Annotated in this window: 15 protein-coding genes, 1 other RNA gene and 1 pseudogene; 4 read left to right on the plus strand and 13 right to left on the minus strand. The window is 64.1% G+C overall.

Translation table 11 applies throughout. The features are described from left to right. Positions 1–10: 10 nt before the first annotated feature. The 7 genes from BMZ19_RS09430 to BMZ19_RS09465 all read right to left on the minus strand — a co-directional run bounded on the left by BMZ19_RS09430 (position 11) and on the right by BMZ19_RS09465 (position 11,842). Positions 11–1,192, minus strand: a complete 1,182-nt coding sequence (locus tag BMZ19_RS09430; protein WP_090310239.1) for a lipopolysaccharide biosynthesis protein — start codon at positions 1,190–1,192, stop codon at positions 11–13. Beyond that, complete coding sequence (locus BMZ19_RS09435; protein WP_090310241.1) at positions 1,189–2,244, minus strand: NAD-dependent epimerase/dehydratase family protein; 1,056 nt, start codon at positions 2,242–2,244, stop codon at positions 1,189–1,191. Before BMZ19_RS09435 ends, BMZ19_RS09430 begins: the two co-directional genes overlap by 4 nt. Positions 2,245–2,278: 34 nt before the next feature. Beyond that, positions 2,279–3,556: a Vi polysaccharide biosynthesis UDP-N-acetylglucosamine C-6 dehydrogenase TviB gene (gene tviB / locus BMZ19_RS09440; RefSeq protein ID WP_090310242.1), complete on the minus strand. Its 1,278-nt coding sequence runs from the start codon at positions 3,554–3,556 to the stop codon at positions 2,279–2,281. A gap of 117 nt (positions 3,557–3,673) precedes the next feature. Continuing rightward, positions 3,674–4,399 carry a tyrosine-protein phosphatase gene (locus BMZ19_RS09445; protein WP_090310244.1) on the minus strand — a complete coding sequence of 242 codons (726 nt, stop codon included), beginning with the start codon at positions 4,397–4,399 and terminating at the stop codon, positions 3,674–3,676. Between the two features lie 37 nt (positions 4,400–4,436). Then, the gene (locus BMZ19_RS09450; RefSeq protein ID WP_212633211.1) at positions 4,437–6,695 is read right to left on the minus strand and encodes a GumC family protein; all 2,259 of its coding nucleotides are present in this window, start codon (positions 6,693–6,695) and stop codon (positions 4,437–4,439) included. A 31-nt stretch (positions 6,696–6,726) separates the two neighbouring features. After that, the gene (locus BMZ19_RS09455; RefSeq protein WP_090310247.1) at positions 6,727–7,269 is read right to left on the minus strand and encodes a polysaccharide biosynthesis/export family protein; all 543 of its coding nucleotides are present in this window, start codon (positions 7,267–7,269) and stop codon (positions 6,727–6,729) included. A gap of 1,645 nt (positions 7,270–8,914) precedes the next feature. After that, positions 8,915–11,842: a hybrid sensor histidine kinase/response regulator gene (locus BMZ19_RS09465; RefSeq protein WP_090310250.1), complete on the minus strand. Its 2,928-nt coding sequence runs from the start codon at positions 11,840–11,842 to the stop codon at positions 8,915–8,917. Between the two features lie 308 nt (positions 11,843–12,150). Here BMZ19_RS09465 and ffs point away from each other — a divergent pair. From ffs to recR, 4 genes are all read left to right on the plus strand, one after another. Continuing rightward, positions 12,151–12,247: signal recognition particle sRNA small type (gene ffs / locus BMZ19_RS09470), an RNA gene on the plus strand. A gap of 214 nt (positions 12,248–12,461) precedes the next feature. Continuing rightward, positions 12,462–14,477: a DNA polymerase III subunit gamma/tau gene (gene dnaX, locus BMZ19_RS09475; protein ID WP_090310252.1), complete on the plus strand. Its 2,016-nt coding sequence runs from the start codon at positions 12,462–12,464 to the stop codon at positions 14,475–14,477. A gap of 9 nt (positions 14,478–14,486) precedes the next feature. Then, the gene (locus BMZ19_RS09480) at positions 14,487–14,813 is read left to right on the plus strand and encodes a YbaB/EbfC family nucleoid-associated protein (protein WP_090310254.1); all 327 of its coding nucleotides are present in this window, start codon (positions 14,487–14,489) and stop codon (positions 14,811–14,813) included. 175 nt (positions 14,814–14,988) lie between these two features. Beyond that, on the plus strand, positions 14,989–15,588 hold the full coding sequence (recR, locus tag BMZ19_RS09485) for a recombination mediator RecR (protein ID WP_090310256.1): 600 nt from the start codon (positions 14,989–14,991) through the stop codon (positions 15,586–15,588). Positions 15,589–15,688: 100 nt separating this feature from the next. Here recR and fnr read toward each other — a convergent pair whose 3' ends face one another. The 6 genes and pseudogenes from fnr to BMZ19_RS09515 all read right to left on the minus strand — a co-directional run bounded on the left by fnr (position 15,689) and on the right by BMZ19_RS09515 (position 21,926). Beyond that, the gene (fnr, locus tag BMZ19_RS09490; protein ID WP_090310258.1) at positions 15,689–16,432 is read right to left on the minus strand and encodes a fumarate/nitrate reduction transcriptional regulator Fnr; all 744 of its coding nucleotides are present in this window, start codon (positions 16,430–16,432) and stop codon (positions 15,689–15,691) included. Between the two features lie 88 nt (positions 16,433–16,520). Further along, positions 16,521–17,903 carry an oxygen-independent coproporphyrinogen III oxidase gene (hemN, locus tag BMZ19_RS09495; protein WP_090310259.1) on the minus strand — a complete coding sequence of 461 codons (1,383 nt, stop codon included), beginning with the start codon at positions 17,901–17,903 and terminating at the stop codon, positions 16,521–16,523. 79 nt (positions 17,904–17,982) lie between these two features. After that, entirely contained in the window at positions 17,983–18,699 is a 717-nt protein-coding gene (locus BMZ19_RS09500) for a sulfite exporter TauE/SafE family protein (protein ID WP_090310261.1), read from the minus strand. Then, positions 18,692–18,925 carry a cbb3-type cytochrome oxidase assembly protein CcoS gene (gene ccoS, locus BMZ19_RS09505; protein ID WP_090310263.1) on the minus strand — a complete coding sequence of 78 codons (234 nt, stop codon included), beginning with the start codon at positions 18,923–18,925 and terminating at the stop codon, positions 18,692–18,694. The genes BMZ19_RS09500 and ccoS overlap by 8 nt, the downstream gene beginning before the upstream one ends. Positions 18,926–18,977: 52 nt before the next feature. After that, positions 18,978–21,411 (minus strand): annotated as a pseudogene (locus tag BMZ19_RS09510) (heavy metal translocating P-type ATPase); the annotation flags it as partial. An 8-nt stretch (positions 21,412–21,419) separates the two neighbouring features. After that, a complete protein-coding gene (locus tag BMZ19_RS09515; RefSeq protein WP_090310267.1) occupies positions 21,420–21,926 on the minus strand; it encodes a FixH family protein in 507 nt (168 codons plus the stop codon).

Consider the following 21,926-nt stretch of genomic DNA (forward strand, 5'->3'; position numbering starts at 1 on the left):
TCAGGGCGTTTCAGGCCGGTGAGTCCAGCGGCGCGGAAGGCTTGCGCTGCTGCCGGCTGGCGTACAGTGCATTGAAGATGAACAGGGTCAGCGATGATGCCAGGTAGGCTGCTGCGGCGCCGGTCTGGGCGAACTGCATGATCAGCAGCGGGCTCGCGATCAGCGCCGCGAGGGTCGACAGCAGGGCGGCCACGAGGATCTGCTGGAACTGCCGATTGGCCACCAGGACCGCATTCGACAGGGTGGACATGAAGTGCAGCCCGCCGGCGATACCGATCATGGCCAGCACGTGATAGGGGTACTCGATGCGCGTCTTGTAGATGAAGTCGATCAGCGGGTTGGCAAGCAGCATCATGAAGGCCAGGTAGCCGCTCGAGTAGGCGATGAGGAACCACCAGACCCGTTTCGGCGCGCCCTGCATGGTGATCCGCGGGATGATCGCCTGGCAGAGCGAGGTGATCGGCAGGGTCGCGAAGGCGATGAAGTAGGTCAGCATCACGAACTCGGCGAGTGCCTGTTCGTCGAGGATGTGGTTGATGGATATCCGCGGGATGCTCGAGTTCAGGCTGACGACGAACGAGCCGAGCGCCAGCGGTGTGCCGCTCCTGATGATGTTCAGCAGCCCCGTGTCGCGCGGATCCTCCACTTCCTCCTGGCGCCTGTCGTAGAGAAAGTAGACGATCAGCGTCGCCGCCGGGTAGGCGAAGAGCATGGCCCGGTCGCGGATGCCCAGCGCCAGGAGCGCGAGGAACAGGGCGGCGAACAGCGCCAGCTTGGCGATCTTGGAGATGCCATAGCGGTGCAGCCCGCCCGTTCTCACCCAGGTGCCGTAGGAGAGTTCCGAGAGGTTGTCCGCCAGCTTGATCAGGAAGACCAGACTGGCTATCGCGGCATCGCCGTCGGTGGCCAGCAGGATGACCAGGTAGTAGGCGCTCAGCAGCAGCAGGCCCGCATGCTGGGCTCGCCTGTAGCTACTGAGGGAGTGCTCCCGCTCCCGGTCGGAGGCGACCGAGTTCCTGATCCCGAAGGTGGTCAGGATGGCTGCCGGGGTGAACAGCGCCAGGTAATAGGCGTACTCGCCGGCGGCCTCGATGGAGATCAGCCGGGACAGCAGCACCAGCACCGACCACTGCGCCAGGGCATAGGCGATCGATCCGCAGATGTGGAAGAGTGCTTCCCTCTTCAGACTCATGCCGTGTGCCTTTTCAGCGGCTGGGTGGCGCGGAGGAAGTTCACGTACCAAGGCATTGCCCTTTCGATGCCGGCCCGAATGTCGAACTGGGGCGCGTAGGCGAGCAGCTTGCGGGCCTTGTCTATGTCCGCCAGCGAGTGCCGGACGTCGCCAGGGCGAAAATCCCGGTAGATGGGAGTGCTGGAATAGGTGATGCCGCTGTTCCTCAGGCTGTCCCTCAGGGCGGCAAACAGCTGGTTGAGTGTCGTCCTCTCGCCAACGGCGATGTTGTATACCTGGTTGCGGGCGGATTCGTCCGTGGTCGTGGCGGCCAGCAGGTTGGCCTGCACCGTGTTCTCGATGAAGCAGAAGTCGCGACTGCTCTCGCCATCGCCATTGATGAAGACATCCTCGCCATTGATCATTGCCGCGGTCCACCTCGGGATCACTGCGGCATAGGCGCCGTTCGGATCCTGGCGTTTTCCGAACACGTTGAAATAGCGCAGTCCGATGCTGGCGAAGCCGTAGGTCCGGGCGAATATCTCGGCATACAGCTCGTTGACGTACTTGGTGACGGCATAGGGCGACAAGGGTCTGCCGATCACATCCTCCACCTTGGGCAGTCCGGGGTGGTCTCCGTAGGTGGAGCTGCTGGCGGCATAGACGAAACTTTTCACCCGACAGTCGCGTGCGGCAATCAGCATGTTGAGATGGCCGCCGATATTGGTGGCGTTGGTCGCGGCAGGATCATCTATCGAGCGGGGCACCGAGCCGAGAGCCGCCTGGTGCAGCACGTGATCAACACCTTCGCAGGCCATCCGGCAGTCTGACGGGTTGCGGATGTCACCTGCGATGAAGCGGAAGCGCGCCCATTGCTCGGCGGTTACCCCGAGCCGTACTTCGTCGAGATTGCGCTGATGGCCGGTAGCGAAGTTGTCGAGTCCCACCACCCGCTGGTCGAGCCCGAGCAGGGCTTCCAGCAGATTGGAGCCTATGAAGCCGGCTACCCCGGTGATAAGCCAGGTTCGTGGGGCCGTGGTGAGCTTGTGCTGTAGGGTTGGGTAGCTGGTCATATTGGCTGCTCCGTGGCATCCAGGCGCAGGGCGGTTACAGACGCAAGTCCGACTCTTGCGGGGCCAGCAGGTACTTGAGGTCGTAGAGCACATGCTCGGCCTTGCCGTACTTGCGGATGTTGGCGGCCCCCAGGCTGCGGAATTCGCCGTGGGCAACGGCAAGGATGATCCCGTCATAGGCCTCGATGGCCGGCTCGGCAATCGGGGTGATGCCGTATTCGTGCCGGGCCTCCTCGATGCTGACCCAGGGGTCGTAGACGTCGGCATTGATGTGGTATTCGCCCAGCTCGCGAATGATGTCGACCACCTTGGTGTTGCGCAGGTCCGGGCAGTTTTCCTTGAAGGCGAGGCCGAGGACCAACACGCGGGCTCCCTCGACGCAGATCCGTCGCGTGAGCATGGCCTTGATCAACTGCGACACCACATAGGCACCCATGCCGTCGTTGAGGCGGCGGCCGGCGAGGATGATCTCGGGGTGGTAGCCGATGCTCTGCGCCTTGTGGGTCAGGTAGTAAGGGTCCACGCCGATGCAGTGTCCTCCGACCAAACCCGGGCGGAAGGGCAGGAAGTTCCACTTGGTGCCGGCGGCCTTGAGCACCTCTTCGGTGTCGATGCCCATCTTGTTGAAGATGATCGCCAGTTCGTTGATCAGGGCGATGTTGAGGTCGCGCTGGGTGTTCTCGATGACCTTGGCGGCCTCGGCGACCTTGATGCTGCTGGCCTTGTGGGTGCCGGCGCTGATGATCTGGCTGTATAGCGCGTCGACCAGGTCGGCGACTTCGGGAGTCGAGCCGGAGGTGACCTTCTTTATCGTGGTGACGCGGTGCTCCTTGTCGCCAGGATTGATGCGCTCGGGGCTGTAGCCGGCGAAGAAGTCGATATTGAAGCGCAGGCCAGACACCTGCTCGAGCACCGGCACGCAGACTTCCTCGGTGGCGCCGGGGTAAACGGTGGATTCGTAGATGACGATATCGCCCTGCTTGAGCACCTTGCCGATGGTCTGCGAGGCCTTCACCAGCGGGGTGAGGTCGGGCTGCTTGTGCTCGTCGATCGGGGTCGGCACGGTGACGATGAACGCATTGCAGGCGGCAAGGTCGTCGAGGTCCGCGCTATAGGTCAGCCTGCGGGCGTCCTTCAGCTCTTCGTTGCAGACCTCCAGGGTGGCATCGTGACCGGCCCTGAGCGCGGCGATGCGCTCCTGGCTGATGTCGAAGCCCGTCACCGGGCGATGCTTGCTGAATTCAACGGCGAGCGGCAAGCCGACGTAGCCGAGGCCGATGATGGCGAGTTTGATGTCGTCCGGCGTATGCATGGTGGTCGTCCAGATAGGGGCCTGTGGTGGGTCTGGGACCATCCTTGGTTCGCGTGTCTTGGTGACGCGTCGTCCGTGCTCTCTCGGTTTTCGCCTGGACAGCTGCGCGTGTGCGGTTCAGGAGAAATGTTCGTGGGCGATCTTCCACGGGGTATCGATAACCAGGCGTTCGGCCTGGATATCGCCGACGATGCGTGCAGCGTGCTCCATGCCCTCGGCTAGCGCGGGAGGGCGATGCTGGATGTTGTGGGCATCGCTGGCGAGGATGGTGACCAGCCCGTATTCGAGCAGGGCATGGGCGATGAGCCGCGCGGGCTCGCCGAAGTGGCCGGCTACTGCGCCGGCGGTCACCTGCAGCAGGCAGCCCTGTTCGAGGAACGGCTTCAGCTTTCGCGGACAGGCCATGACACCCTTGTTGCGCTCTGGGTGGGCGATCATCGGCATGACGTCATGCTGCAGCAACCACTCGGTCAGGCGCTCGGCGCCGAAAGGCACCTCGCTGTGGGGCAGCTCGAGCAGCATCACCCGCTTGCCGTGCCATGTTCCCAGGAAGGGCAGGGTGCCCTGCTCGATGCCGAGCATCAGTTCCGTGCCGTAGCGCACTTCGGCGGCGGCGGCGATCTGAAGCGGGATGCCGGCCTCCTGCAGGCCGGTCACCAGCAGCTCCCGAGCGGCTGCGATGCTGGCGATGGTGTTGTCGTAGCGGCCGGGATGTATGTGCGGGGTGCAGACCAGGTGGGTTATGCCCTGCTCGACGGCCATGCGTGCCAGTTGCAACGCCGTTTCGAGGTCGGGTGCCCCGTCGTCGATGCCGGGCAGCAGGTGGTTGTGCAGGTCGATCATGGGACTGATCCTGGATTTTCAGGGCCCGAACACCGGGCTAGGCTTTTGATCCTTGGGTGGTCTGTGCATCCGTTTTCTGCGGGTTGGTGTAACCGTAGTAGTCGTAGTAGCCGCCGTAGTGATAGCCATGCTTCTGTGCTTTCTTGATGTCCACCTGGTTGAGAACCACACCGGTCACTGGAGAGTTGCTCTGCAGCAACTGGCCGACGCCTCTCCTGGCCAGCGGTACTGAAGTCGACTCGGACTTGATCACGTAGATCTGCGCGTCGGCATGGATGGCCAGAATTGTGGCGTCGCTGACGGCCTGAATCGGTGGCGAGTCGATGATTACCCGGTCGTAGCTGTCCTTCAGCTGCTCGATAAGCTTGGTGAAGCGCTCCGAGGACAACAGCTCCAACGGGTTCGGTGGCACGGCGCCGGCGCACAGCATGTCGATGCCTTCGATGGTCTTGATGCATTCATCGACCTTGGCGGTGCCGGCGATCAGGTTGGCCAGACCTGGGGTGCCGACTGGAAACTTGAAATTCTTGGCCAGGGTCGGGCGGCGCAGGTCGGCGTCGACCAGCAGCACCTTCTCCATCTGGCCGAAGGCGTAGGCCAGGTTGGCGGCCACTGTGCTCTTGCCTTCGCCGGGGATGGAGGAAGTGACCACCAGAATGCGGTGAGGGTCGCTCATCCCGGACAGCACCAGGCTGGTGCGGATGGTGCGGATAGACTCGCTGAAGCTCTTGTCCTCGTTGCTGCTGAACAGGCTGGCGATCTGGCTACGATGCTTGTTCTTGACCAGCGGCAGGATGCCCAGTACCGGCAGGTTGAGCTTGGCTTCGACTTCCTCGGCACCCTTGAAAGTGTTGTTGAGCATCTCCAGCAGCAGGCTGAGGCCGATACCGGCCATCAGGGCGAGGATGCCGGCCATGGAAATTATCAGGCTCTTCTGCGGCTTGATGGGCTGGGTAGGCACGACGGACTGGTCAACCACTCGGGCGTTGGCGGTTTCCAGGTCGGAGGTGGCTGCCGTTTCCTTCAGGCGAGTCATGAAGGTGTCGTACAGGGCGCGGTTGGCCTCCACTTCGCGCTGCAATTCGCGGATCTGGAACTCCTTGCGGGAGATCTTCTGGATCTGTGCCTTGTTGGCATCTACCGAGGCCTGCAGCGAGTTCTCGTTGGCTACCGCCAGCTGGTAGTTGCGCTCAATGCCGGCGACGATCTGTTCGACCTGGCCGCGCAGACTGGCCGAGGCTGCTTTGAGGTCTGAGCGCGCGGCCTCAAGTGCCGGATGGCGGTCACCGTAGCGTTTGGAGAGCTCATCGACCTTGGCGCGGGCCCTCGCTTCATCGGCCTTGAACTGTTGGATGAGCGGGTGGCCGAGGACCGCCGGGATGGTGGCAAGCTTTGCCCAGCCACCACGGCGCATGGACTCCACCTGACGGTATTGACTCTGCGCTTCGGCGCGCTGGCGGCGGGCGTCAATCATGCGGTCGCTGGTGGCCGACAGTTCTGCGGCGTTGATCGTCGAGACGCCGCCAATGTCCACCAGGTTCTCCTTCTCACGGAATGCCTGCAGCTTGTCTTCGGCCTCCTTCAGCTTGGTGCGCAGCTCCAGCATGCGGGTGTTCATCCAGTTGGTAGCGGTCATGGACATCTCCATGGTCGCGTCCAGCTGGCCCTCGATGAAGCCGTTGGCCATGGCGTTGGCAGCTTTGGCTGCCATGCGCGGGTCGGCCATTTCGACCTGCAACTGGACCAGCTGGCTCTTGCCGAGTGGTGCAATGCTGACGCGCTTCATGAAGGTCTTGGTGACCTCGTCGAAAATCTTCGCTTCGGTCGGGTCGACACCTTCTTCCAGGTCTTCCGGCAGGATGACTGGAATGGCCTCGCCGATGCTGAAGCTGGCCAGCAGGCCGCCAATGTCGATTAGTGGTTCTGGCTGCTGGCGTGGGTCGAATTCGGGATGTGTGGTCAGGTTCAATTTCTTGACCACGCGCTCAGCGAGGGCGCGAGACTTGAGCAGCTCGAACTGGGTCAGCAGATATTCGTTACCCATACCTTCGGGGTCGTAGACTTGTTCGATGGAGACAACGTTGGCTGATTTGTGCTCGATCAGCAGGGTGCTGGTGGCGCGGTAGGTTGGGGTTATGACGAAGGTCCCCAACGCAGTCACCATCATGACGATGAGCACCAGTGCGAGAATGCTCCACTTGCGCCGCCAGAGGATCTGCCATATCTGCAGTATGTCTGGAGCGTCATTTGCCAGACGCTGGGCAATCCAGTTGCGTTCTCTGGCACTGACAGTCATGTCCATTTCTGGGAGCCCCTGCTCAAAAGAATCAGAAGAAACCCTGGTCGATGGTGATGGTGTCGCCCGGCATCACCAAGGTGTCGAGTGTGGCGGGTTCCGGCCTGCGCTCGGGGTCTTGGTCGCGGATGATGGTGATGCGGTTTTCCGACGCGCGTTCGGTCAGGCCGCCTGCCAGCGCCACGGCACGGCGAAGGGTCAGACCTGGTTGGAAGGCATAGCCACCAGGGGTTTTCACTTCGCCGCTGATGAAGAACTCGCGGTATTTGAGAATGCTGACCGACACCCGGGGATCGATCAGATAGCTACCCTTGAGACGCTCCGTGAGGGTGCGCTCGATCTCGGAAGCCATCTTGCCTCCAGCCCGCACGTCGCCGAGGAATGGGTAGGAGAAGATGCCCGCATCGTTGAGGCGGACCTCTGCGAAGCTCAGGTCTGGCTCGCCGAAGACACTGATGCTGATGACATCACCCGAGGCCAACTTGTAGGTGGAGTCGGTTTCGGCCAGCACGCCGCTGCTGAGCGGAAGGAGCAGGCTCAGGCACAGAGTCAGAATGTAATGGCGGAGAATCATGAGGCACGGTCTCCCTGTTGAAGCCAGGTCGTGAACAGAGCTGTCGTCAGCTCCCGAAAACTTGCTGCATCGACTGCTGGAGTTACTGGCCGGAATTGCTGGTGATCTCAATACGATGTGGTCTGAAGCAGGTGGAGCTGATCTTGTCGATATCGTCCTCGCTTTGCATTCGTCTGTGGGAGGGGGGGCTGCCAGCTTTACTGGCCGCCCCTGTGGCCATCAACTCTACGGTTGTCCACGTCAGCTTCGGCTTGCTTTGGGCATTGCCGGAGTCGCCGGGGTGGCCGGAGTCGCGGGAGTCGCGGGAGTGCCTTGTGAGCCCGGACTCGCCGGTGTAGCCGGATTGGCTGGCGTGGCTGGTGTTGCCGGCGTGCCTTGGCTCGTTTGGGTATTGGCCTTCTCGTTGTTGGCGGCGAGGAGGAAACTGCCCGCTGCCGTCAGGTCGCTCGGCGCTGCAGGGGCCGCAAGCGCCAAGGGTGCGGTCAGCGCCAGTGCCAGGGATAGAGTGTTCAGAGTCTTGCGCATATCGAATGTCCTCGCGAGCAAACCAGACGGTCATCTGAAGGCTAGATCATCAATTCTCATGCGCTGCTGGCGCGCTAGATAACACGCGACAAGCGGTATGTGCGCGGGCCGTGATGTATGTCGGCAGCGGGCGATGGTCATGACTCGAATGAGGCGCTGCACTTGGTCGGTTACCCGGTGGTTGCTATTTGACAACGTCATTCAGGCACGCTACCGCCACAAGATTTTTCGCTGTTTCTTGAGTGCGAGAGTTATTTGGGTTGGACGACTTGCCCATCAGGGAATAGTGGGTGGTGTGCCTATGGACGGAGTGTAGTGCGGCTTTTTGAGTCGTAAAGTCGACGTTGCTGTGTTTGGGTTTTGTGCTCGAGCTGACGATTGGTCCATTTTTTGACGCGCAGTGGGCTATTCTGTTTGGACGCACGGATATGTGAGGGGAAGGGGATGAGGGTGTCGCTCGAGGGGCAATGAAGTCTGCCTGGACTTCCGATCAGGCTTCAGGGATGAGCTTTGAATAGGTGGGGTAGTTGCGCCTGCGTATCCGGTTTTTTGCATTGAAAACCAGAGGTTGGCCGCTGCACTGGCGCAAGGCTTGTTTGCGCTTGTGCATTCGTCGTGCACTCGGCGAATTGTGCGGATGACTTTGTCTTGGATATGTTTTTTATAGAATAAAGTATGGATGGAGTTCTGGTTTTTTGTTTTCAAGTGATACGGATTTATGGTGTGGGTTGTTTGGTGTTTTCACCGTATTGTTGATTGCGTTGTTTTTTTTTTTGATTGATTTTTTGTGGCTGAGATTTGTTGGTTTCGGCCCTTTGCTGTGGGTTGCTGTAGGGGCTTGTTTATTTTTCATTATCTTCTGGTGTTGATTTTGTCTTTGGTCTGGTGATCGCTGCGCGGCGCGGGCAATTTTTTAGATGCGCACTCAAGCTGTTGATTGGCTTGAAAAAATAAATTCGTATCGCGTGTCATGAGTATGTGGAGCTTATGTTGTAGTGGCATCGCCCATGTGCGTTTCAGTCTCGCCAAGCATACAAAATGGAATGCTATGTGCCTTGGCATATAGCATTCGTTCTTTCACCAATGGCAGGTATCCCTCGGAGCTTGTGCCGGTAAACCGCTACTGGATGCTGGTGGGGATATGGCGCTGAATGCCGATCCGCAACACCGCATCCCGCAGGAGCTGGATCTTCAGCGGCTTGGTCAGGTAGCTGGCGACGTTGAGGTCGCTGACCATGGCCAGGTCTTCCGGCAGCGCCCCGGCGCTGATGATGATTACCGGCAGCTCGCTGGTGCGGGCATGCTTGCGCAGGCTGCGCAGCAGGCTGTCGCCCTGCAGGTCCGGCAGGTCGATGTCGAGCAGCAGCAGTTCCGGCGGGTTCTCGGTGACCCAGTGCAGGGCCTCTAGGCCGTTTTCCATCACGTCGACATCGCCGATGTCCGCCAGGGCCTTTTGCACCAGGACCTGGCTGGCGTGGTCGTCCTCCACGTAGAGGATGCGCAGCGGCGGGGCGCCATGGTTTTGTGCGGGGCTCCCTTGGGTCGTTTCCCTTTGCAGGGTCGGGCTGAACGGGAGTTCGATCCAGAAGGTGCTGCCGATACCCGGCTCGCTGCTGAAGCCGAGCTTGCCGTTCATCAGTTCGGCCAGTTCGCGGCTGAGGACCAGGCCGATGCCGGTGCCCTTGATCGTGCTGTTTTCATGGCCGAGGCGCTGGAACGGCTTGAACAGCAGGGCCTGTTTGTCTTCGCTGATGCCGAAACCGGTGTCCTCGACGATCAGCCGCAGGCTGGTCGGGGTGGTCTTGTAGCTGAGCGAGATGTGGCCGTGCGGACGGTTGTATTTCACCGCATTGCTCAGCAGGTTGAGCAGGGTCTGGCGCAGCCGGCGCGGCTCTGCGCGAACCAGCAGGCTGCCTTCGGGCAGGTGGGTTTCCAGGTGCAGGTGGTGTTCCCGGGCCTGAGGGCGGACCAGTTCGATGCACTCGCTCATGATCTGCCGGGCGTCGACGGTTTCCAGGCTCACGCTGGTCTTCTGTGCTTCGATGTGGGCCAGGTCGAGGATGTCGTCGACCAGCATGCACAGGTGGTTGCTGGCGCCGAGGATTTCGCCGGCGTACTGGCTCAGGCCGGCCTCTTCCGGGCGGTCGAGCAGCTCCAGCTGGATCATCTGGGCAAAGCCCTGCACGGCGTTGAGCGGGGTGCGCAGCTCGTGGCTCATGCTCGACAGGAAGCGGGTCTTGGCGATGTTGGCGGCCTGGGCCTGCTGGCTGGCCTCGCGGAGGGCTTCCTGGGAGGCCTTGAGGACGTCGATGTCGACGTGGGTGCCCGCCAGGCGCTGGATATGGCCGTCGCCGTCGCTGCTGACCACGCGACCTCGACTGAGCAGCCAGTGATAGATGCCACTGTGGTCGCTGAAGCGGTATTCAATGGTGTAATCGTCGCCAGGGCGCTGCTCGGGGTGTTCGTGGCAGATGATGACGGCTTCCACGTCGTCGGGGTGAACCCGGGCGTAGAAGCTGTCCAGCGCCATGTCCGGCCCGCTCAGGCCGAAACGCTCGATGAAGCGGCCCTGAATATGGACGCTGCGCCGGACGAGGTCGATTGTCCAGAGGCTTTCGGTGGTGGAGTCGAGCACCAGTTCCAGCTGGCCCTGGGCCTGCTGGCGGGTGGTTTCGCTATGGGCCAGCTGTTCGCCCATGGCGGCGGCGGCCGTGGCCATCTGGTCGAGTTCGGTGATGTCCGAATGCGCGCGTGCAGGGCTCCAGTGGCCCTGGCCAATCTGCGCCATCATGCCGGTGACGCCGTTCATCGGTTGCTGCAGTTGGTGGCTGAGCTGGCGCGAACGCAGCCACATGGCGGCGAAGAACAGCAGGTAGAACAGGACCATGCCGGCGATCAGCAGGTAGCCGATCTGCTGGTAGCGGGCGGCGAGGGCGTTGGTCTTGCTGAAGATCGCCGCCTCGTCGACCACGGTGATGAGTTTCCAGCCGGTTTCCGGGATGGTCGCCCAGGCGGCCAGTTTCGGTTGGCCGTCGAGGTTGAGGGACTCGATGCCGGTCTGGCTGCGGCTGATGGCCTGGGCCAGGTGGGCGCTGTCCACGCGCTTGGCCAGGTTGAAGTCGGCCGGCTTGAAGATTTCCTGACGGATGGCTTCGTCGTAGGAGTGCTCGGTCAGTTCGGCGAGGGCGAAGTCCTGCTCGCCCTGTGGCGGCAGGGCCATGATGTTCAGCTCGCCACTGACCAGCATGGCGTAGCCGTTCCAGCTCACCTGTAGTCCGGCGATTTCCTTGAGGATGCTGTCGACGGTGATGTCGAGGCCGGCCACGCCTTCCAGGAAGTCGCCGCGGTAGACCGGCGCCAAGGCGGACATCATCCAGCCATGTCCGGCCGGGTCGACGTAGATGTCGGTCCAGACCACCTTGCGCTGCGGGTTGTGGCGGGCGTCGGCCAGATAGTAGAAGTTGTAGTCGGGGATGACCATGTCGTGCGGGTACTGCTCCGGGGTGAAGAACCACGGATAGATCCGGTTGTAGCTGTCCCAGGTGTTGAAGTAGAGCGAGGCAATCAGCTTGTTGGAGGCCTGCAGGCTTTTCATCAATGGGTCGAGCTGGGCCAGGCGTAGGACGCGGTCGAGGTCCTGCTGCTCCGCCGGGGTGCTGTTGGCATAGAAGGAGGCGGCGCGTCCGTCATCTGTCTTGGTGTAGAGCACGCCATCCGGAGTGCGCGCGTGGCGTTGGCGCTCGAGTTCGTCGACCAGGTATTCCTTGCGCAGCAGGACGCTGCCGACCTGCTCGCGATAGAGGTCGGTGAGTTTGCCGATGGTGGCCAGGCGCTCGCTGACCAGCTGGGCTTCCTGCTGGGCGGCGGTCTGCAGATCGCTCAGGGCGGTTTCGCGCAGGTGGTCGATCTGCGCTTCGCGGATCGAGCTGTTGGTCAGCAGGTAGGCGGCGATCAGTACGGTTTCGACCAGTACCAGCGGGATCAGCGCGCTTTGTACGAATGCTCGCCACATCCAGCCGCGGAGGGAGGTTTTCGGGTGTTCCTGCATACCTAGGGGTCTCGAGCGCTCTGGGTTGGGGGCTGCGCAGGCAAGAAAATCGCTTTTTCAGTTCGTGGCGCACCACCTTTGCGGGCTGGCGGATGCCTTTATGCGTTTATGATAATTCAAAGCGTCAGTTTTGTGACGTAATTTGCATAACTGAATTCCGTCATGTTGCCTTCGGTGAGGTCTTTCTGCTTGGTGGAAATGCCGGCTGGCGAGCCCGAGCGGCTGTTTTTCGCTTGCCGGGTTGTAACTTGGGCGCGAGTCGCTACAATGGCCCCGCTCGCTGCAAGGCGGGTACGTTATGGTGGCCCTGTCGGTCCCTCCGCAACGATTAGCCGTCAACCTGGTCAGGCCCGGAAGGGAGCAGCCACAGCGGTGACATCGTGTGCCGGAGTGTGGCTGGCGGGGCCATCTCCATTTCTGCCCCTGGAAAACTCGCTTCCCGGGGTGCCCGCCCCAGGCGCGGCAGTCCGCACCGAGCCTGCAAGGGGCATGTCAGTGCGCAGATCCAGTTCGCAGGTTTGCCACAGCTCCAGGTCCCTCGTCTCGAGGTCGGGTGCAATTTATCCCGCGCTTCGCTAGCATGACGCCCCACGCTTAACAGTCGCAGCGAACAGATTCGATGAGTTATCAGGTCCTTGCCCGCAAGTGGCGTCCGCGCTCGTTCCGTGAAATGGTCGGCCAGACCCATGTGCTCAAGGCCCTGATCAACGCGCTCGACAATCAGCGCCTGCACCATGCCTATCTGTTCACCGGCACCCGCGGGGTGGGCAAGACCACCATCGCGCGCATCCTGGCCAAGTGCCTGAACTGCGAGCAGGGTGTCAGCTCGACACCCTGCGGCGAGTGTTCGGTATGCCGGGAAATCGACGAGGGGCGCTTCGTCGACCTGATCGAGGTCGACGCCGCGAGCCGCACCAAGGTCGAGGACACCCGCGAACTGCTCGACAACGTGCAGTACGCGCCGAGCCGCGGGCGCTACAAGGTCTACCTGATCGACGAAGTGCACATGCTCTCCACGCACTCGTTCAACGCCTTGCTCAAGACCCTCGAAGAACCTCCGCCGCACGTCAAGTTCCTGCTCGCCACCACCGACCCGCAGAAGCTGCCGGTCACCATCCTTTCGCGCTGCCTGCAGTTCTCCCTGAAGAACATGCCGCCGGAGCGGGTGGTGGAGCACCTCAGCCACGTGCTGAGCGTCGAACAGATCCCCTTCGAGGTGGATGCGCTGTGGCTGCTCGGCCGCGCTGCTGACGGCTCGATGCGCGACGCGATGAGCCTGACCGATCAGGCGATTGCCTTCGGCGAGGGCAAGGTGCTGGCTGCCGATGTGCGGGCGATGCTCGGCACCCTCGATCATGGCCAGGTCTACGGCGTGCTGCAGGCGTTGCTGGAGGGTGACGCGCGCGCGCTGCTCGAGGCGGTGCGTCATCTGGCCGAACAGGGGCCGGACTGGGCCGGGGTGCTGGCCGAGATACTCAATGTGCTGCACCGGGTGGCCATCGCCCAGGTCCTGCCGGATGCGGTGGACAACGGCCAGGGTGATCGCGACCGGGTGCTGGCGCTGGCCGGCGCCCTGCCGGGCGAAGACGTACAGTTCTATTACCAGATGGGGCTGATCGGTCGACGCGACCTGCCGCTGGCTCCGGATCCGCGCAGCGGCTTCGAGATGGTACTGCTGCGCATGCTGGCCTTCCGACCAGCGGATGCGGCGAGGGCGCCGGATACACCGCTAAAGCCGACGGGGATCAGTCAGGCCACGACTGATTCCCCGGCGCCGGTGGCCGGACCTGCGGCTGAACGGGCCGCACTACCTGTTGCCGAGCCTCCCGCTCCGCGTCTGCCACTTGTCGAGCCGGTTGCTCGCGAGGCTGCGCCGGTCGCCCCGGTCGCCCCGGTCGAGCCGGTGGATGTGCCCTGGGATACCGCTGCGCCAGTGCCGCGGCCGAGCACGGCACCTGCCGCCCCCCCGGTATGCAGCGAGGTGGTGGCTAACCCCCGTGTTGCCGAGCCCGCTCCGCAGGAGGTGGTCGCCGCGCTGCCCGCAACGGTCGCCAACGATATCGCCATGGGCCATGCGGAGGCGGCTGCGGCGGAGCCCGCGGAGGAGCCGGCCGATGACGGCGACGACTACGACGCGATCGACGTGGATGCCTATGCCTATCTGGAAAGCATGCAGCCAGTCGACGAGTACGCAGTACCTGCAGCCCCGCCTGTCGAAGAGCCGCAGCCTGCCGCCATGCCGGCCACCGGCCTGGCCGCCGAATGGCTGGAGCTATTTCCCAAGCTCGGTCTGGCCGGCATGACCGCCAGCATCGCGGCCAACTGCACGCTGGTGGCGGTGGACGGCGATCGCTGGCATCTGCATCTGGACCCGGGGCAGAGTGCGCTGTTCAACGCCAGTCAGCAGCGTCGCCTGAGCGATGCGCTGAGCAGCTATCATGGACGTGCATTGACTCTGCAGATCGATATCGTCCGGCCCGAGCAGGAAACCCCGGCTCAGGCCGCTGCCCGCCAGCGCGGCGAGCGGCAGCGCGAGGCCGAGGCATCGATTCATGCCGACCCGCTGGTTCGGCAGATGATGGACCAATTCGCCGCGGTGATCCGCGACGGCACTATCGTACCCCTGGAAAATTGAGGTGATCCCATGATGAAAGGTGGCATGGCCGGGCTGATGAAGCAGGCCCAGCAGATGCAGGAAAAGATGCAGAAGATGCAGGAAGAGCTGGCCAACGCCGAGGTGACCGGTCAGTCCGGTGCCGGTCTGGTGAGCGTGGTGATGACCGGTCGCCATGACGTCAAGCGCGTTTCCCTGGATGACAGCCTGATGCAGGAAGACAAGGAGATCCTCGAGGATCTGATTGCCGCGGCGGTGAACGATGCCGTGCGCAAGATCGAGCAGAACAATCAGGACAAGATGGCCGGCATGACCGCCGGGATGCAGCTGCCCCCGGGCTTCAAGATGCCGTTCTGATCGGCATCTCTCGCCCTCTCCCGACAGCGGGAGAGGGCCGGGTGAGGGCACCCTCGCTCCATGCCCTGCAGTAGGAGCCAGCTTGCTGGCGTTTTTTCATGCCGAACGAATCGCCAGCAAGCTGGCTCCTACTGGGTTGGGTGTCGTCTCCCAGTCTTTCCGTGAGTTCCTCCCCATGAGCTTCAGCCCCCTGATTCGCCAGTTGATCGACGCCCTGCGCATTCTGCCTGGAGTGGGGCAGAAGACCGCCCAGCGCATGGCGCTGCAGTTGCTCGAGCGCGACCGCAGCGGTGGCCTGCGCCTGGCGCAGGCGCTGACCCGCGCCATGGAGGGGGTCGGCTATTGCCGGCAGTGCCGCACCCTGAGTGAGGACGGGCTATGCCCGCAGTGCAGTGATCCGCGGCGCGACGATACGTTGCTGTGCGTGGTGGAGGGGCCGATGGATGTGTTTGCCGTTGAGCAGACCGGTTATCGCGGCCGCTATTTCGTGCTCAAGGGCCATCTGTCGCCGCTGGACGGCCTGGGCCCGGAGGCCATCGGCATCCCGGAGCTGGAAGAGCGCATCGCGCAGGGCGCCTTCAGCGAAGTGATCCTGGCCACCAATCCCACGGTGGAGGGCGAGGCCACCGCCCATTACATCGCCCAGATGCTGGCGCCGCGCGGCCTCACCGTATCGCGCATCGCCCATGGGGTGCCACTGGGCGGCGAGCTGGAAATGGTCGATGGCGGCACCCTGACCCATGCCATGGCCGGACGCAGGCCGATCGGGCTCTGAGGGCTGACCTCGCGGCGTGTCCCGCCATCGCAAGCCAGCAGTTGCAAAAACGCCCGGGGCAGCACGCTGACCCGGGCGTTCTTGACTCGGAGCGGGAAGGTCAGCCCTCCAGGCGCCCACCGGCCAGGCTGCACAGCTCGACGGAGTCGAGAATCTGCACTTCCTTGCCTTCGGCCTGCAGCAGGCCGTTCTGCTGGAAGCGGGTGAACACTCGCGACACGGTCTCCACCGCCAGTCCCAGATAGTTGCCGATCTCGCTGCGCGACATGGCCAGGCGGAACTGGTTGGCCGAGTAGCCGCGGGCGCGGAAGCGGGCGGAAAGGTTGACCAGGAAGGTGGCGATGCGCTCGTCGGCGGTCTTCTTCGACAGCAGGAGCATCATCTGCTGATCGTCGCGGATCTCGCGGCTCATCATGCGCATCAGCTGGCGACGCAGTTGCGGCAGCTGCACGGACAGTTCGTCGAGCTTCTCGAAGGGAATCTCGCACAGCGAGGTGGTTTCCAGGGCCTGGGCGGAAACCGGATAGGCCTCGGCGTCCATGCCGGACATGCCGACCAGCTCGCTGGGCAGGTGGAAACCGGTGATCTGCTCTTCGCCGCCATCGGTGACGCTGAAGGTCTTCAGCGCGCCGGTGCGCACGGCGAACAGCGAGGTGAAGGTGTCGCCCTGGCGGAACAGGAACTCCCCCTTCTTTAGTGGCCGGCCACGCTTGACGATGTTGTCCAGCGCGTCCATGTCTTCGAGGTTCAGCGACAGCGGCAGGCACAGGGGGGCGAGACTGCATTCCTTGCAGTGTGCTTGCGGCAGGTTGCGCGCCTTGATGGTGTCTTGGCCGGCTGTCATGGTGGGGTCCTTACCTACACAACTAAATTGTTGGCAAGGGTACCCCAGCCCGCCGGGTGCTGCCAGTGCGTGAGCGCGACCATTTGGCTCAGATGACGCGGGAGAAGCGCTGGGTGCTCTGCAGCGGCAGGTAGCTGTCGAACAACATGCACACCGAGCGTACCAGCAGGCGGCCGGCGGCAGTGATGTCGATGCTCTGTTCGTCGAGGCGGATCAGGCCGTCGCTGGCGGCGCTCTCCAGAGTCGGCCAGATGTCGTTGAAGTAGCCGCGGAAATCGATGTTGAACTGCTCCTCGATGGCGGCGAAGTCGAGCCTGAAGTGGCAGATCAGCTGCTGGATCACGGCACGACGGATGCGGTCGTCGTTGTTGCAGTGCAGGCCACGGCGGGTGGTCAGCTGGCCGTTGTCCAACGTGTTTTGATAGTCGCCGATATCGCTGCTGTTCTGGCAGTAGAGGTCGCCGATCTGGCTGATCGAGGAGACGCCCAGGCCGATCAGGTCGCAGTGGCCGTGGGTGGTGTAGCCCTGGAAGTTGCGCTGCAGGGTGCCTTCTTCCTGGGCGATGGCCAGCTCGTCGTCGGGCAGGGCGAAGTGGTCCATGCCGATGTAGCGATAGCCGGCGCGGGTCAGTTGCTCGATGGTGCGCTGGAGCATTTCCAGCTTGGTGCCCGGGCTGGGCAGGTCCTCGGCGTTGATCCGGCGCTGCGGCGGGAAGCGCTCGGGCAGATGGGCGTAGTTGAATACGGACAGACGGTCGGGCTGCAGGGCGATCACTTCGTCGACGGTCTTGGCGAAGGAGTCGGGAGTCTGCAGCGGCAGGCCGTAGATCAGGTCGATGTTGACCGAGCGGAACTGCAGGGTGCGTGCGGCCTCGAGGATGGCGCGGGTCTCCTCGAGGGTCTGCAGGCGGTTGACCGCGCGCTGCACGGCCGGGTCGAAGTCCTGCACGCCGAGGCTGACGCGGTTGAAGCCAATGTCGCGCAGCAGGCCCATGGTGGCCCAGTCGGCCTCGCGGGGGTCGATCTCGATGCTGTAGTCGCCGCTGTCGTCGTCGAGCAGGTTGAAGTGCTGGCGCAGGCCGGCCATCAGCTGGCGAAGCTCGTCGTGGCTGAGGAAGGTCGGTGTGCCGCCGCCGAAGTGCAGTTGCTCGACCACCTGATCGGGATCGAGGTGACGGCTGACCAGCTCCATCTCGCGCAGCAGGCGCTGCAGGTAGGGCGCGCTGCGCCCGCGGTCCTTGGTGATGACCTTGTTGCAGGCGCAGTAGTAGCAGATGTGCGCGCAGAACGGCAGGTGCACGTACAGCGACAGAGCACGCTTGGCCTGGGCGCTGTCACGCAAGGCATGCAGCAGGTCGAATGCACCGATGCCGTCGTGGAACTGCACGGCGGTGGGATAGGAGGTATAGCGTGGCCCGGCCAGATCGTAGCGGCGGATCAGGTCGGTATCCCAGCGGATGGCGTCGAGCATGCGGATGTCCCGGATTATCAGACTTGCGTTGCAGTCTAGAGTCCGGGCGTTGGAGGGGTGTTGATTTGCATCAACCGCTTCAGTGTGCGGGTTGTGCGCTGGTGTGACCGCCGCCGTGGCCCATCAGCCAGGCCTGGTGGGGACCGGGCAGGGTCCACAGGCCGAACAGGATTACCAGCAGGCCGCCGGCGATGCGCACGCCACGGCGGCGCAGCAGGGCGGTCAGGCGCTCGGCGGCCAGGCCAGTGGCGAGCAGCACCGGCAGGGTGCCGAGGCCGAAGGCCAGCATCAGCAGCGCACTGTCGAAGGCATCGCCCTGGCTGGCCGCCCACAGCAGGGTGCTGTAGACCAGGCCGCAGGGCAGCCAGCCCCACAGGGCGCCAAGCAACAGGGCGCGAGGGGCATTGTGCACCGGCAGCAGGCCACGGGCCAGCGGCTCGATACGCCGCCACAGGATCCGTCCGAGTCCTTCGATGCGGGTCAGGCCGCTCCACCAGCCGGCCAGGTACAGCCCCATGGTGATCAGCAGCAGGCCGGCGATGCCGCGCAGCACGGTGGCCGCCGGGCCGCTGGCCACGGCCCATCCGGCGGCGCCGACCAGCAGGCCGGCGACGGTGTAGGAGGCGATGCGGCCGAAGTTGTAGGCCAGCAGCAGCTGCAGACGGCGCTGGCGCTGCTCGGCGGGGATCGCCAGGGTCAACGCGCCCATCAGGCCGCCGCACATGCCGATACAGTGGCCGCCGCCGAGCAGGCCGAGAATCAGTGCCGAGGCCAGCAGGGGCAGCAGGTCAGTCACGCGGCGGTTCCCGGTCGGCTGGCTCCGGGGCGTCGCCGGCCGGTTTGCTGGCGCTGGCCTCGTCGATGCCGGCCTGGTGCTTGGGGTCTTCGTCGTCGAACAGGATGCTGTGGGCCGGGCCGTCGAGGTCGTCATACTGGCCACTGTCCACGGCCCAGAAAAACATCCAGATGGCCAGGCCGACCAGCACCACGGCAACCGGGATCAGCAGGTAGAGTGCAGACATCGCAAGACTCCGGGTCAGGTGCGGCTGGTGGCGGCCAGGTTTTCGGGAACATGGCCGATGGCGGTGGCCACCGGTTGGCTGCTGCCGGTCACCCGGCTCAGGCGCAGGGCGTTGACCACCACCACCAGCGAACTGAGCGACATACCGATGGCGGCCCAGCCGGGGGTGATCCAGCCGATGGCGGCGAATGGCAGCACCAGGCCATTGTACAGGCCGGCCCAGGCCAGGTTCTCGACGATGATGCGGCGAGTGCGTTTGGCGACGTCGAACGCCTGCACCAGGCTATCGAGGCGGTTGGACAACAGCACTGCGTCGGCGCTGGTCTTGGCCAGGTCGGTGGCGCTGCCCATGGCCACGCTGATATCGGCACCAGCCAATACTGGCACGTCGTTGACGCCGTCACCGAGCATCAGCACATGCCGGCCCTGCTGGTGCAGCTGGTGCAGCACGGCCAGCTTGGCATCCGGGGGCAGGCCGCCGCGGGCGTCATCGATGCCCAGTTCGCTGGCCACGCTGGCGACCATCGGCGAGCTGTCGCCGGAGAGCAGCAGGACCTGCCAGCCACGCTGGTGAGCGGCGTCGACCAGCTGGTGGGCGTCATTGCGCAGGCAATCGTCGAGGCGAAACCAGGCGAGCGGGCCCTGCTCGTCGCCGAGCAGCAGCCACTGACCGGGTTCATCGGGCATGGCCGGTGCCGGCTGGTCGCCGAGCTGGCAGACGAAGCCGGGCTCGCCGATGCGCAGGCGACGCCCGCCGACTTCGCCCTGCAGCCCCTTGCCAGGCTCGTTGTGCACGCCTTCGGCAGCCTGCGGGGCGCGGCCGAAGGCGCGGGCGATCGGGTGTTCCGAGCGGCTTTCCAGAGCGGCGGCTAGGCTCAGGCAGGTCTGGCTGTCCAGCGCGCCGAGCACGCGCACCTCGCGCAGGGTCAGGCGCCCTTCCGTGAGGGTGCCGGTCTTGTCGACGATCAGGGTGTCGATCTGGTTGAGGCTTTCCAGCACATGGCCGCGGGTGACCAGCAGACCGAGCTTGTGCAGGCTGCCGGTGGCGGTGGTCAGCGCGGTCGGGGTGGCCAGCGACAGCGCGCAGGGGCAGGTGGCGACCAGCAGGGCGAGGACGATCCAGAATGCCCGTTCGCTGTCGATCTGCCACCAGACCAGGCCGATCACCGCGGCGGTGAGCAGCACCACCACCAGGAACCACTGCGCCACGTGGTCGGCGAGCTGGGCCAGGCGCGGCTTGTCGGCCTGGGCGCGCTCGAGCAGGCGGACAATGGCGGACAAGCGGGTGTCGTTGCCCAGCGCCTCGACCCGCACGGTCAGCGGGCCTTCGACGTTCAGGGTGCCGGCGGTGACCTGTTGGCCGGCGCTGCGTGGCTGCGGCAGGTATTCGCCGGTGAGCAGCGACTCGTCGATGCTCGACTGGCCGGCGAGGATCAGCGCGTCGGCCGGCACCACGGCGCCGGGCGGCACCAGCACCTGGTCGCCCAGCTGCAGTTCGTTGAGCAGGATGCGCTCGCTGTGGCCCTGTTCGTCCAGGCGCAGGCAGGAGGCCGGCAGCAGGTTGACCAGCTGGGCAGTGACCTGGGCGGTGCGCTCGCGGGCGCGGCGCTCCAGATAGCGTCCGGCGAGCAGGAACAGGGCGAACATACCCACGGCGTCGAAATACAACTCGCCCTGGCCGGTGATGGTCGACCACAGACCGGCGGCATAGGCGCCGCCGATGGCCAGTGATACCGAGACGTCCATGGTCAGGTGGCGGGTGCGCAGGTCGCGCAGGGCGCCGCGAAAGAACTGGCCGCAGCAGTAGAAGACGATGGGCGTGGTGAGGAACAGGCTGGTCCAGCGCAGGATGGCATCGAAACTGGCGCTGAGATCGAGGTTGAATTCCGGCCAGGTGGCCATGGTCGCCATCATCACCTGCATCCACAGCAGGCCGGCGACGCCGAGCTGGCGCATGGCCTTGCGGTTTTCCCGGTGCATCTGCTCGGCTGCGGCATCCGCCTGGTAGGGATGGGCGGCATAGCCGATCCGGCGCAGCTCGGCGAGCAACTGGCTGAGCGGCAGGCTGGCATCGTTCCAGCGCACCTGCAGGCGGTGATTGGACAGGTTGAGGTTGGCCTCGCTGACGCCGGGCAGCTTCTTCAGGTGGTGCTCGATCAGCCAGCCACAGGCGGCGCAGCTGATGCCTTCGATCAGCAGGCAGGTTTCCGCCTGCTCGCCGGCATGGCTGACCAGCCCCTGCTGCACGTCCTCGCGGTCGTACAGCGCCAGCTCGTCGGCCAGGGCCTTGGGGAGGGCTTCGGGATTGGCGGCGGTTTCACTACGGTGGCGGTAGTAACCTTCCAGGCCGCCGGCGACGATGGCCTCGGCCACTGCCTGGCAGCCGGGACAGCACATGGCGCGTGCTTCGCCGAGCACCTGGGCGTGATACGGGCTGCCGTCGGGAACCGGCAGCCCGCAGTGGAAGCAGGGCAGGGGCGTGGCCATGACGCAGGTCAGGGCAGCAGCTGCACGGGGCGACGGTCCTCGAGAACGATCTCGTGGTACAGGCGCCAGTCTTCGCCGCCTTCCTTACCGAGCAGCTCGACGAAACGACGGCCGCTGACGGCGTCCTGCATCTGGCCGCGGTACAGCCCGGCCTCGCCGTCGGCCGGCTGGAGAATGATCCGGCGGTCACGCTCCGGCTGGGTTGGCGAGATCAGGTTGAGCACCAGTTGGCTCGGCTGGCTGATGCCGCTCAGGCGCAACTCGGCGGTGCCGGTGTGCTCGTCGAGAACGAGACTGGCCTGCATGCCGAGGCGCTTGGCCAGCTGCTCGCGCTTGAGCGAAGTGTTGATGCCCTTGCCGACGTCATAGTAGTTGTCGGCGACCAGGGTATCGGCCGTGCGCACCGACAGGATCACCAGCGACACCCCCAGCACCACCGAGATGGCCAGAAGGGCGATGACGAACCAGGCCCAGAACTGCTTGTACCAGCGGCTGGTGATCTCGGGCTGTTGCAT

Origin of the sequence: Pseudomonas linyingensis, assembly GCF_900109175.1 — a bacterium.
GTDB classification, from domain to species: Bacteria; Pseudomonadota; Gammaproteobacteria; order Pseudomonadales; family Pseudomonadaceae; genus Geopseudomonas; species Geopseudomonas linyingensis.